9 protein-coding genes are annotated in these 12,889 nt (G+C 60.2%); 3 read left to right on the top strand and 6 right to left on the bottom strand.

Annotated elements, in window-relative coordinates; all coding sequences use genetic code 11:
- Positions 1 to 39: 39 nt before the first annotated feature.
- Genes DFR37_RS01665 through DFR37_RS01640 form a run of 6 tightly spaced genes read right to left on the bottom strand, consistent with a single transcriptional unit; the run spans position 40 to position 4,586 of the window.
- A complete protein-coding gene (locus DFR37_RS01665; RefSeq protein WP_113931505.1) occupies positions 40 to 243 on the bottom strand; it encodes a histidine kinase dimerization/phospho-acceptor domain-containing protein in 204 nt (67 codons plus the stop codon).
- A 13-nt stretch (positions 244 to 256) separates the two neighbouring features.
- Positions 257 to 1,216, bottom strand: a complete 960-nt coding sequence (locus DFR37_RS01660; protein ID WP_170139803.1) for a putative bifunctional lysylphosphatidylglycerol flippase/synthetase — start codon at positions 1,214 to 1,216, stop codon at positions 257 to 259.
- Positions 1,213 to 2,436, bottom strand: a complete 1,224-nt coding sequence (clsB, locus tag DFR37_RS01655) for a cardiolipin synthase ClsB (protein WP_113931503.1) — start codon at positions 2,434 to 2,436, stop codon at positions 1,213 to 1,215. The genes DFR37_RS01660 and clsB overlap by 4 nt, the downstream gene beginning before the upstream one ends.
- Positions 2,433 to 3,185: an alpha/beta hydrolase family protein gene (locus tag DFR37_RS01650; protein ID WP_113931502.1), complete on the bottom strand. Its 753-nt coding sequence runs from the start codon at positions 3,183 to 3,185 to the stop codon at positions 2,433 to 2,435. The genes clsB and DFR37_RS01650 overlap by 4 nt, the downstream gene beginning before the upstream one ends.
- Positions 3,172 to 4,371, bottom strand: coding sequence for a DUF3182 family protein (locus DFR37_RS01645; RefSeq protein ID WP_242341677.1), 1,200 nt, complete (start codon positions 4,369 to 4,371; stop codon positions 3,172 to 3,174). The genes DFR37_RS01650 and DFR37_RS01645 overlap by 14 nt, the downstream gene beginning before the upstream one ends.
- Positions 4,368 to 4,586 (bottom strand): hypothetical protein, encoded by a 219-nt coding sequence (locus tag DFR37_RS01640; protein WP_113931501.1) that lies wholly within the window; start codon positions 4,584 to 4,586, stop codon positions 4,368 to 4,370. Before DFR37_RS01640 ends, DFR37_RS01645 begins: the two co-directional genes overlap by 4 nt.
- 195 nt (positions 4,587 to 4,781) lie before the next feature.
- Here DFR37_RS01640 and glgA point away from each other — a divergent pair, with 195 nt between their 5' ends.
- From glgA to treS, 3 genes are read left to right on the top strand one after another with little or no spacing between them, the layout of a single operon-like run.
- Positions 4,782 to 6,440 (top strand): glycogen synthase GlgA, encoded by a 1,659-nt coding sequence (gene glgA, locus DFR37_RS01635; RefSeq protein ID WP_170139802.1) that lies wholly within the window; start codon positions 4,782 to 4,784, stop codon positions 6,438 to 6,440.
- Positions 6,441 to 6,472: 32 nt separating this feature from the next.
- Entirely contained in the window at positions 6,473 to 9,454 is a 2,982-nt protein-coding gene (locus DFR37_RS01630) for an alpha-1,4-glucan--maltose-1-phosphate maltosyltransferase (RefSeq protein ID WP_242341678.1), read from the top strand.
- Positions 9,451 to 12,867: a maltose alpha-D-glucosyltransferase gene (gene treS, locus DFR37_RS01625; protein WP_113931498.1), complete on the top strand. Its 3,417-nt coding sequence runs from the start codon at positions 9,451 to 9,453 to the stop codon at positions 12,865 to 12,867. The genes DFR37_RS01630 and treS overlap by 4 nt, the downstream gene beginning before the upstream one ends.
- The last annotated feature ends 22 nt before the right edge of the window (positions 12,868 to 12,889 follow it).

The raw sequence follows: 12,889 nt of genomic DNA, 5'->3' as shown, positions 1-12,889 counted from the left end.
GCTGAAAGCGCTGAAGGCCCGGCGGCCAGTTGCGGATGCTCAGTCCCGATTGGCAAATTCCAATAGCCGTTGATTCAGCTCGGTGCCGCGCTTGACGTTATCGTGCGCCACCTTCAAGAGGTGTTCTATTTTGTCATTCTGGATGTATTGTTCTTTGAGCAGGTCGAGGCTCAAGTCGATGATCATCAGAACGTTATTGAGTTCATGGGCAATGGCCTCGGCGGTTTGATCGGACTTTTCCATTCTTGATACTCATTCAGGCGGTTCGGTGCGATGTAAGATACTCGATGGCGAAGTAGGCGGGCGCCGCCGCGCACAAAGGGATAAGCTGGTACAGCACACGATACATGAGCAATGCGGCCAGGACTTGGTGGTCGGGCATACGGCCGGCCAGCGCGGCAACGAAAATCGCCTCGGTTACCCCCAGCCCGCCGGGAATATGGGCAATAATGGCCGCGATGCTGCAAAACAATAAGATGCTCAGGACTTCCCCGTAGGGTATCTGGCGCTCCAGCAAGATATAGACGATTGCGCCCATTATGCTCCATGACACAATGGCAACGGCGCTTTGGGCTAAGGCCATCCATACAGACGCAAGCATAATACGATGCTTGCGCCAGGTCCAACTCCGCTTGCGGCTTGCGGCGCAGGCAACCACGTATGCCGTGGCCACTGCCAGCAGGCCGAATCCTACAAGCTGCACGGTGGCGCGGCTGACTCCCCATTTATCGGGGGCGGGCACGGCGCCAATGACAAATACTGTGCCGGCCAGCCAGAAGTAGCCGAGCCAGTTCGTCAAAGAGCTGAAGAGCACGATTTCGGCCGCTGTCGTGTTGTCCAGTCCCAGTTTGCGATAAAGCCGAAGCCGCACGCCAATACCGCCCAGCAAGACCCCCAGATTCAGGTTGATCGCATAGCTGACAACCGCGACGACGAGTGTCTTCCATATTGCTACAGAGTGATTCACGACCTGTCGCGAAAGGTATTCGATGCTGGCGTATGTAGCGTAGCCGGCGCACACCAGCCCGCCGGACACGGCAAGAGTCGTTTTGTCGATCTGGGCGGAGGCATGAATCACGTCGCGCCAGTTGATCCGGCTTCCCATCTTGAATACCAGAACTCCCACCACCGTGATGATGGCCAAGGTGAACAAGCGTAGCAGCCACGGCCACGCGGCGAGCGTGTATTGCTGGATCGCGGCGCGCGAGATGATCATGGGAAGTTTCGCTGGTCGGGACAGGCATGGCTTTCCGGTTCTGGGGCGACGATGGACTGCAATTGCGGCTTGTGGGCGGGAAGGCTGCCCGCCCATACAGGAAAACGCCGCAGAAAATGAAAAACCACCACCCCTACCCACAGGCGGCGCAGTCCCCCGCCGGCATGAGCGGTAACAGGCACAGCACGGCAATATTTGCTCAATAGGTCTTCCAGCGTTCGGTGCAGCGCGGCGGTAAACTTGCTGTCCTGGATAAAGACATTGGCCTCCAGGTTCAGGGCCAGGCTCAAAGGGTCCAGGTTACTTGACCCGATCGTGGACCAGACCTCGTCGATGCAAGCGACTTTGCCATGCAGGGGCCGTTCGCAATACTCGTATACGCAGACGCCAGCGTCGACCAGATATTGATAAAGCATGCTGGCCGCATACCGGGCGATCAACATGTCGGGCTGGCCCTGTAGAATCAAGCGCACCCGCACTCCGCGGCGCGCCGCGCCAGCCAAGTCGCGCAGCAGGCGGTAGCCGGGGAAAAAATAGGCGTTGGCGATAATGATGTCCGATTGCGCCAGACGGATGCTGGCCCGATAAGAGTGTTCAATGTCGTCGCGATGCTTGGCATTGTCCCGTATGACCAGCCGTGCATAGCCGTCACCCACGGGGGTGGCTTGCTTGCGCGGCTTGAGCCTTTTCCTGCGCCCGGTTGCGGCATTGGGTTCGGCAAGTGCCTCGCGCGCAAACTCCATGATGTCCTCGGCAAGCGGGCCTTCGATTTCAACCGAATAGTCCTGCTTGGCTTCGGGGCCGAAATCGGGCAAATGGTCGGCCGAAAAGTTGATGCCGCCAATAAACGCCCGTGCCCCGTCTACCGCGACGATTTTCCGGTGCATGCGGCGAAACAGATTGGTGCGGATGCCCAGCAATCGCGGCCGCGGATCGAAAATGTGGAAGCGCACGCCGCTGTCGGTCAGTCCCGCAATGAACTCCTGAGATAGTTCGTCCGAGCCATATCCGTCGACTGTCATGTCGATTTCCACGCCCCTGGACCTTGCATCGATCAAGGCGCTGCGCAAAGCCTGGCCGACTTTGTCGTCGAACAGAATGAAGGTCTCGAGCAGGACCTCCGACTTCGCTTCTTTTATGGCTTGCAGTACTCGTGGAAAATACTCCTCGCCATTTTCCAGCAAGAGAAACTTGTTGCCTCCGCGCCATTCATTGATCATGTTGTTCCGCTCCCCACGCGAGAACCGACCACCATTTCGGTCGTCCAGTTGGCCAGGATCGACGTGTACGCCTCTTGCGACGGCTTGGAGCTTAGCGCGTGGTCGGCCTTGTCGACAACGCGGTAGGTCAAGGAATGGGCCGAGCGAAAAGCCGCCACGTAATTCATGATCGTCGAATGCGGGACGAAGTCGTCATGCTCGGCCTCCACGATCAGGGCGTCCCCCTTGAACGTACTGCAAGCCGCCAGGGCTCGATTGTCGTCGGGGGTGATCTGCGATCGGCGGTAGGTCATGAGCGCGTCGCGGTTCAATTGGCGCTTGGGCAGCATCCATTCGTCGTCGCGATAGAGGGCGGGAACATGCAAAGCCAGCCATTTGACCGGACGCACCTGCGTAAGCAGCGCCGCAAGATATCCGCCGTAACTGCTTCCGACCACGGCGATCGCGGTGGTGTCGATGGTGGGGTGCGTGATCAGTTGATCGTAAGCGGCCACCACATCGCGCAGGTTGTCGTCGCGCGATACGCTCATTTGCTGCGAAACGGTGTCGGCATGGCCGCGCAGGTCGAACGTCAGGCACACGCATCCCATGCCGGCTATACGCTTGGCACGCAACAAGTCGAAAGCCTGGCTGCCGCCCCAGCCGTGCACGAAGAGCACGCCGGGGACTGTGTTGCTGGGAACAAGGAAAGTGCCGGCAATGCTTTGATGTTGTACCTCGATACGAATGATTTCGCTATCCGTCGTCATACGAATAAATGCCTGCGCATTTGGTTATGAATCCTACCTTTTCGTCGTCTCCCCGGTAGGTAAGCCGCGCGTTGCGTGGAGGATTGGCGGCTTCGCCATAGCGTTCGTGGGTAAAGGCGCGCACCGAACGCAGTTGCGGCTGCTGCAGAAAAGCCTCCAGTGCAAGAACCTCCGCCATGCTGGCGCCCCCAGGGCGCCACGACTGCTCCAACACTCCAAGTTTCACGGTTCCGGCGGCGTCCCTACCGTGCGCGATATCGTAGTTGCGCCTTGATGCATACAAGCCGCGGTAGCAGCTCATGGCCGCCTCGTCATAGAGGCGCGCCAAACGGATCGCTTCGCGCTCCAGATCCGTCAGGGCCAGCGCCAGCAGGGCTTCGAAATCTCCGTGGGCCAGGCGCAGGTCCGAGCCGCCGTACACTGACGCCCCAGTGTTGTCCGTGGTCAGGCTTTGCGTTCCTACATAGGTCGATAGCAGGCTGCCTATTTGGACTTTTCCTACGCTGAGCGTAGCGACTTTCTCCAGATGTTCTTCCAGGACCAGTCCCTGCGTGGCCAGGGCGCGGGAGTCGCACTCATCGATTGCGGCTTCCAGGGCGGCCATATCCTTCAGCAGCCGTTGTCCACGTCCGGCGGTGCCGTCTACCGGCTTGAGCCGTATCGGGCCGTGGCGCAGCAATTCGGCCCCGGCACGGTGTGCGTCCTGAATGCAGAAGACTGTTGTGCCGCGCAAGACGGCTTCCTGGACGCGGCGGCCGAACTCGACCGACCATCCTGGCGGCCGCTGAGCGTCATGGTCGAACAGGGCATGCGTGATTGCCTTGGTTGCTACAAAGGGATACGGCACCATGCCGCCGAACAGATCGCCGTGTCCTCCGATACGAGGCGGCGCCGCACCGGCTTGGGCAGGCGAGTCAACCAGCGTATCGCCCGGAACATAGTAGGGACGATGCGAATGTCGATACTCGCCAAAGTCGTCGCCCTCGGGCTGAAACTTCCAGCCAAACAAGCGCGCGATTTCGCGGGCCAGCCCATCCTGCGACGCGGTTTCGTGAGCCGATGCGTTTGCCGGCCTGGGCCTGGCAAACACTACGCGCGGAGCTTGCTCGAAGTACGGCACGCCGTTGGCCAGCGTGTCTCGCGTTGGTTGCGATTCAAGCTTCTCTTGCATGGCATTCTCACTCATGGCTGGTTACGGCTCTTTCCAGGATCGGGATCGTCGATCTTTTGCGGCGTTTCCCGGGGAGGAAGGTCGACTTCGTCGGGTGCCTCCGGCGGGATGCTGGGAGGCTCTTTTTGCTTTCCCGGTTCGTGGTCCGGTTCGGGATTCGGTGGAACGTGCGCCCACAGAAAATCCAGATATCTGCCGGGCGCTTGCATGGGGGTGCCGCCTATGTTCATGGTGCTCTCCTTGGTACATGGTTCGAACGTATGCAAATGGCATGCCCGGCCGTGTAGCTCCGTCGTTTTCAAGGCTCTCCCCAGGCACGGCGTTTGCTAGTCGGAAAGCGTGAAAGGGCAACAAATTGGGGCTCTTGTCCGAATCTATCAGGCCTTTGCTTTGGGCCGATCAAGACGCATCAAGGGAGAACAATTGTGGCGTTGAAAATATTGGCGGTAGCGGCGGAGGCGTTCCCTCTCGCCAAGACAGGCGGTCTGGCGGACGCGGTGAGCGGCCTGTGCCGCTCAGTGCAACAGGCCGGTGCCGAGGTGACTTTACTGCTCCCTGCATACCGCGGTGCGGCGCGCCACGTCGACAATCTGCATGAAGTAGCGCGCCTGGAGAATCTGCCCGGCGGGGCAGCGGTGCTGCTGGCTGGCGACTCGCCCGAGCTCGGCACATCGGTGTTGCTGATACAAAATGATGACTTGTACGATCGTGACGATTTATACGTGGACGGCAATGGAATGGAATACGTGGACAACGCCGTGCGCTTTGCCATGCTGGGCCAGGTCGGAGCCAGGATCGCGCAAGGTATTGCACAGGTACCGCGCCCAGATATCGTGCATGTGCATGACTGGCATGCCGCATTGGTGCCCTTGTATATGCGCCAGTGGGGCGTCAATAGCGTGAAAGTCATGCTGACGCTACATAATGTTGCGTTCCAGGGCATATTTCCCCTGGATGTCGCAAATTCGTTGGGCATCGAGAGCCGCTTTTGCACCGAGAGCGGCGCAGAATTCTGGAGTCAGCTGAGCTTTCTGAAGGCCGGCATCCAGTACGCCGACTTGATCAGTGTCGTTAGCCGCAATTATGCGCGGGAAATACTGAGTCCTCAGTTCGGTTGCGGACTCGAGCAGGTATTGGCCGCCCGCAGTGATAGGCTGGTCGCCATACCCAACGGCATCGACGCCGAGCTATGGAATCCCCGGGACGACATCTATTTGGCCGGCCGAGCGTTCGACATCGACAGGATGGGCGACAAAGAGGCATGCAAACGTGAACTGCAACGTAACTTTCAACTGGTTCCAGACTGCAATGCCACGATAGTCGCGGTCGGCAGCCGCATGACGACCCAGAAAATGGCGGATGTCGCTGCACAGGCGCTGCCGGCTGCGCTTGATGCCCATCCGGATCTGCAAGTATGCATTCTGGGCCATGGCGACAAGGCTATCGAGGCCGATTTGAGAGAGTTGGGCCGTCGGTATCCGGGACGCTGCGGGGTCAAGATCGGCTTCGATGAACAGCAAGCGCATATGCTGCATGCCGGCGCGGACATATTGCTGCACGGTAGCCGCTTTGAGCCGTTCGGACTGACCCCCTTGTATGCGATGCGCTATGGCACGATACCAATCGGTTCGAAAGTCGGCGGCATGGTCGACACTATTGTGGATCCCGGGCGTGAAAGCGGCATAACGGCAATGCGCCTTGCGACAGGAATTCTGTTTGAGGGCGAGGCGCCCGCCGACATGGAGATGGCGATTGCGCGGGCTATGGCGCTGCGACGCCACCCGCAGGTGTGGCGCGCGATGCAGCATAACGCGATGGCCGCTAATTTCAGTTGGTCGCGATCGACGCCGCTTTATGCCCGTGCCTATCAGTCGCTGCGGCCGGATATTCCCATGGAGACCAAGGTAGAGCACGTCGGCGCGGAGTCTGCGCCAGGTACCCGAAAGGAAGCGACAGTGACCAGCTTCGCGTTGGCCGCGGCGCGTTCCGAGACGGTCGATGCGCGCCGGGCCGCCAACAGGCGGATCCGCAGTCGCGGCCGGGCGGCGAGGGTCGGTTCGCTGCGTGAAGTCCCCGCGTCCTGACCATGCCTATTACTTGCACCCGTATCTGCTATATGCGTGAGACGTCCGAGGACGATCAATTCTGGCACGACAGGTGTCGCGATGCCAAAACGCTGGGATTCGATGCCGTGATGGCCGCAGATCCCGGCGGGGCGAGACGCATGCTGGCGGATGTATGCAATCAGTACGGGCTGCCCCTGATAATGGACGCGACACCGCCCTGGCCCGAAACGCCACAGGCTGCAAGCGGCGACCTTGGCGGGCAGGGGCAGGACGCCGCCGGTTTGATGGATGCCGGGTACGACTATCTGGCACAATGCGCAGCAGACGGAATCGCGGGATTCAGGTGCCGCGAACTTGCAGTCTTGCCGCCGGCGCACTGGCGCGCACTGATAAAGAGCGTTCGTTCGAATGCTCCGAATTGCCGATTCATGGCATGGACGCCGGGGCTTGCCGCCGGCCAGTTGCAACAGCTTTCCGATGTCGGTTTCGACACGGCGTTTTCCTCTTTACCCTGGTGGGACGGCCGTGCCTCGTGGCTGGTGGATGAGCATGCCCGGCTCCAAGCCATGGCTCGGGCAGTCTATATGCCCATCGCGGATCCCGACGCGCCGCAAGGCAGTACAGACGATGGTCCGTCAAGGGGCGTGGCGCGGCTATCCGTTCGAATGCAGGCGGCCATTGTCGCGGCAAGAGGCGTTCTGGTTCCGTACGACCTGGCATGCCGGGCGCATCGTAAGCAGGTCGTCGACATGAACTCGTGGATCGACAAGCGCGCTGCCATGTCCGGCCAAGTGCAAATGCTTAATGGCGCATTGTCCCCGCTTACAGTGCTATACCGTGCAGGCATGGGCCTGCTGGTCAATCCGGATGAGCATAAACCTGCTGCCATCGACTGGACGGCCTTGCTTGCCCGGCTGCCGCAGGGCCGAACTCGCCTGGAAGAGGTGCAAATTTCGACAGTGCGCAGTGACGGCCCGCTCATGCAGCGTTCGTCGATTGCAGCGGGCGAAACGGCTCTGTTCAAGGCGGCCGCGCTCGAGCCCATATGCCGCGACGTACTGGCAAGGGGCAAGCGGCGTGCGCCGGCCGTCTCGCCCGCCTTGCGCATCGCCATCGAGAATGTCGAACCGACGGTCGACTCTGGAAGATTTCCGGTCAAATGCACCGCCGGCGAAGCGCTGCGGGTCCAGGCCGATATATTGATGGACGGCCATGACCGCCTGGCAGCCCAGGTACTTTGGCGCGCGGCGGATGAAGCCGGTTGGCACGAAGAGCGCATGGCGCCGTTGGGCAACGATCGATGGGCCGCCACGTTCACGCCTGTGCGCATCGGTAAATATTACTTCACGATCCAGGCGTGGCGGGACACATGGGGCACGCACCGGGAACAAGTCGAGAAGAAGCATGCGGCCGGACAGGACGTATCTCTGGATGTCGAAGAAGGCAGGCAATTGGTGGCGGCTGCCCACAAACGCGCCCAGGGGCGCGATGCCGGCCTTGCCGCGACGCTTGGTGAGCTTGTGCGCCATTGGGACTTGCAGGCAATGTTGGCGCCTTCTACCGCGAATGCCATGAGCGCGGCCGACCCGCAGGACTGCAAGACGACGGATCCCGTGCATTATCCGGTAATGGCGGACCGCCGTGAAGCCGCCTATGCAAGCTGGTATGAGCTTTTTCCCCGCTCTTGCGGCGCTTCGCCGAATGAGCATGGACGTTTCCGGGATGTCATCGCGCGCCTTCCCGCGATTCGGGATATGGGTTTCGATGTGCTGTACTTTCCTCCGATCCATCCTATCGGCACGAGCAATCGAAAAGGGAAGAACAATGCGGTAAGAGCGCAGCCCGGCGACCCGGGCAGCCCCTACGCGATCGGGTCCGAGTACGGAGGCCATACGGCGGTCCATCCGCAATTGGGCTCTTTGCAGGACTTCCAGGCCTTGCTGAAGTGCACTCGCGACCACGACCTGGAGATCGCGCTGGACTTTGCAATTCAGTGCTCGCCGGATCATCCATGGCTGGCACAGCATCCTGAATGGTTTGCATGGCGGGCGGACGGCTCCTTGCATTATGCCGAGAATCCGCCGAAGCGATACGAGGATATCGTCAATCCCGATTTCTACAGCAGGCGCAACGGCGCATCGCACCAGGCGAGGCTATGGCGGGAACTGCGCAATATTGTGGTGTTCTGGATAGAGCAGGGCGTGCGCATGTTCCGTGTCGACAATCCCCACACCAAGCCCCTGCCATTTTGGGAGTGGATGATCGCCGATATAAAAAGCGACTATCCCGACACCGTGTTCCTGTCCGAGGCCTTCACACGGCCCAAGTTGATGTACCGCCTGGCAAAGCTGGGATTTTCGCAGTCTTATACTTACTTTACCTGGCGCAACGACAAGCAAGAGCTTACTGCCTATTTATCGGAGCTTAGCTCGCCGCCGGTTTCGGACTTCTTCCGCCCGAACTTCTTCGTCAATACGCCCGACATCAATCCGTATTTCCTGCAGGAGTCGGGGCGCCCGGGATTCCTGATTCGCGCGGCGCTGGCCGCGACGATGTCCGGTCTATGGGGGCTGTACAGCGGCTTCGAGCTGTGCGAGGCGCGCGCCGTGCCGCACAAAGAGGAATACCTGGATTCGGAAAAATATGAGTTGCGCACGCGCGACTGGAATCAGCCGGGCAATATCGTTGCCGAGATCACACGGCTCAATCAAGTCCGCCGGACCAACCCCGCGTTGCAGACTCATTTGGGCATTCGCTTTCATCATGTCGACGACGGGCAGATTCTGTTCTTCTCCAAATCGACGCGCGGCGGCGACAATGTGGTGCTGGTCATCATCAGCCTGAATCCCCACCAGACCCGCGAGGGCACTCTGGATCTGCCGTTGTGGGAGTGGGGTCTTCCCGACGATGCGAGGCTGGATCTTGAGGACATGGCCGACGATCGTCGCTTTTCGTTGTGGGGAAGGCACCATCGCGTGGCCTTGCCGCCTGAGCGTCCTTACTTGTTGTGGCGCAGGGTGCAGTCGCCATGAGCAAACCCATGAATGTACGCACGGTATCTGGCAATGAGCCTCTTTGGTATAAAGACGCCGTAATCTACCAGTTGCATGTGAAGTCGTTCTTTGACGCCAACAACGATGGCGTGGGCGATTTTGCCGGGTTGATGTCCAAGCTGGACTACATAGCCCAGCTTGGCGTCACCACGATTTGGCTGCTGCCGTTTTACCCTTCGCCGCGCCTGGATGACGGCTATGACATTGCCGAGTACCGGAATGTGCATCCGGACTATGGCACGCTTGCCGATCTTCGCAAATTCATACGCCTGGCCCATCGCCGCGGACTGCATATCATTACCGAGTTGGTGATCAACCATACTTCGGACCAGCATGTGTGGTTTCAACGCGCGCGCCGCGCCAAGCCCGGTTCGGCCGCGCGCAATTATTACGTATGGTCCGACAACGACCAAGGCTATGCCGGAACGCGGATTATTTTTTGCGATACCGAGAAGTCGAACTGGACCTGGGACCCCGTGGCTGGTGCATATTTCTGGCACCGATTCTATTCGCATCAGCCGGACCTGAACTACGACAATCCCCAGGTATTGAAAGAGGTCATAAGCGTAATGCGGTTTTGGCTGAACATGGGTGTGGACGGCTTGCGTCTGGATGCCGTGCCTTATCTGGTCGAGCGCGAGGGAACCAGCAACGAAAACTTGCCCGAAACGCACGCCGTGTTGCGCGACATCCGCGCGGTCATGGATGCGGAATATCCGGACAGATTGCTGTTGGCCGAAGCGAACCAGTGGCCGGAGGATGCGCAAGAATACTTCGGCAAGGGCGATGAATGCCATATGGCATTTCATTTTCCGTTGATGCCCCGCATATACATGGCCATCGCCCAGGCCGACCGCTTTCCGATCACCGACATCATGCAACAGACGCCGGAGATTCCGGCGAATTGCCAATGGGCGATTTTTTTGCGCAACCATGACGAACTCACGCTTGAAATGGTCACCAGCAGCGAACGCGACTATCTCTGGGACGTTTATGCCGCGGATCGCCGTGCGCGCATCAACCTGGGCATACGGCGCCGCCTGTCGCCGTTGCTCGAGCGCGACAGGCGCCGGATCGAACTGATGAACAGTCTACTGCTGACCATGCCTGGCACGCCGGTCCTGTATTACGGGGATGAGCTTGGAATGGGCGACAACATACATTTGGGCGATCGCGACGGTGTACGGACGCCCATGCAGTGGACGGCGGACCGCAACGGCGGCTTTTCCCGCGCCGATCCTGAGCGCCTGATCCTGCCGGTGCTCATGGATCCGCTATACGGCTATGAAGCGGTCAGCGTGGAGGCGCAGCAGCGGGATCCTCATTCGCTCTTGAACTGGACGCGGCGCATGCTGGCCAAACGCCAGCAAACGCGAGCCTTTGGACGCGGCAGCCAGCGCTTCCTGTTTCCCGGCAATCGCAAGATACTGGCATATCTGCGCGAGTATGAAGGCGCCATGCTGTTGTGCATCGCCAATCTATCGAACGCTTCGCAGCCGGTGGAGCTCGATCTGTCGAGCATGTCGGGGCGCGTACCCGTTGAACTGCTCGGCGGCACTCCGTTTCCGACCATCGGCGAATTGCCGTATCTGCTGACGCTTCCGCCTTATGGCTTTTATTGGTTCGATTTGAGCAGCGAGGCCGCGCCGCCGGCCTGGCATGCCATTGTTCCCGAACGCATGCCCGAGTATGCGACCTTGGTATTTCGCCAGAGGGGGCGTGCCCCGGTGCAGTTGTTGGAAGGATCCAGGAGTGTGCTGTGCCGCCAGGTCTTGCCCCTGTATTTGGAGAGGCAGCGCTGGTTCACGGCCGACCAGACGATCAAGGACATTCATATGGATTATCTGGCCGCGATGCCGGGCGAACCGGATCTGTTCATGGCCGAGTTTGAAGTAGAGGGCGCCAACGCGCAAGCGCATTATTTTCTGCCTTTGGCTGTTTTGTGGGACGACTCGGTGCCGGAGTCGGCCCAGCCATATCGCCTTGCACGTGTGCGTTGCGGCGCCGAGGTGGGGTTGCTGGCCGATGCCGCTCGTACTGCCGCCTTCGCACTGGCGCTGGTCGACAAGCTGTGCGGCAATTGTGAAATTGCCATGGACAGCCGTTCAGGCAAGTCTGTGTTGCGCTTCCAGGGCGAATCCGGCCTGCGCGACTGGAGCAGGCCGCCAGATGCCGACATAGTCTGGTTCAGCGGAGAACAATCCAATACGTCGATCATGCTGGGCGACGCTGCGGTGCTGAAGCTGGTGCGCCACGTCGTGCCCGGCATACATCCCGAGGCCGAGATGACCCGCTATCTGACGCAGGCCGGCTATGCCAACTGCGCTGCCCTGCTTGGCGAAGTCGTTCGCATCGGTCCAGACGGCCAGCCTCATACTTTAGCCGTCCTGCATGCCAGGGTGAACAATCAGGGCGATGCCTGGGGCTGGACCCAGGATTATCTGAAGCGTGCGCTCGACACGACCGGCCTTACCGAAGCCAACGAACCCGACTACAGCGACGAGTTGCTGGGCCTGGCCGCGGTCGCGGCAACCATAGGCAAGCGCCTGAAGCAATTGCATGCGGTATTGGCCCGGCCCTCTGACGACCCTGCGTTCGCCCCGGAAACGGCAAGCGCCGCGGATGCAAAGCAGTGGTCAAAGAGCGTGCAAGCGTTGGTGGGCGATGCCATCGCCGCGGCGTCGGCGGTAAAAGCGGCATCCGCCCAAGTTTCGTCGCAGCTTGCCCAGATAAAGTCGCTGCGGCGTTCTTTATGTGCCCGGATCGACCAAATGGCTCGCGATCTGATCGACACGCAATTGACGCGCATACATGGCGACCTTCATTTGGGCCAAGTATTGGTTGCGCAGAATGACGTCTATCTCATCGATTTCGAAGGCGAGCCGCTGCGTACGCTGGAGCGGCGCCGCATTAAGTCATCGCCCTGGCGCGATGTTGCGGGCATGCTGCGTTCCTTCGATTATGCCGCGGCGGTTTTCTCCAAGTCGATGCAAGGCTCGGTGGAGCAGGCGCCGCCGCCGGCTATGGTCAAGACGGATGCTCCGCTCCGTCCGGCCGAGACGGAACTGCTTGCCAGTCCGCCTGTGCTCGTGCCTCAACAAGACTTCCTTCGCTTGATCGAGCAGTTCCGCGATAGCGCCTATGCCTCGTTCCTCAATGCATACCGGGAATCGGAGCCCACGCGGCCGCAGACCGCGGCCGGGGCTGACATGGACGCGCTGCTGCGGCTGGCCTTGATCGAAAAAACCGCGTATGAGGTCTGTTACGAGGCCGCGCACAGGCCGGAGTGGCTGGCGATACCGCTGGAGGGGCTGTTGCGCCTGGCGCGGCAGACGAACGAGGCCTTACCCGCCGCTACACGGGGGCATGCGCGCCATGATGAAAAGGAATAAGACCGCCCGGCTTTGCGGAGGA

The sequence above is a fragment of the Eoetvoesiella caeni genome (assembly GCF_003315175.1).
Lineage (GTDB): Bacteria > Pseudomonadota > Gammaproteobacteria > Burkholderiales > Burkholderiaceae_B > Eoetvoesia > Eoetvoesia caeni.
This window is presented reverse-complemented; position numbering and strand designations above follow the sequence as displayed.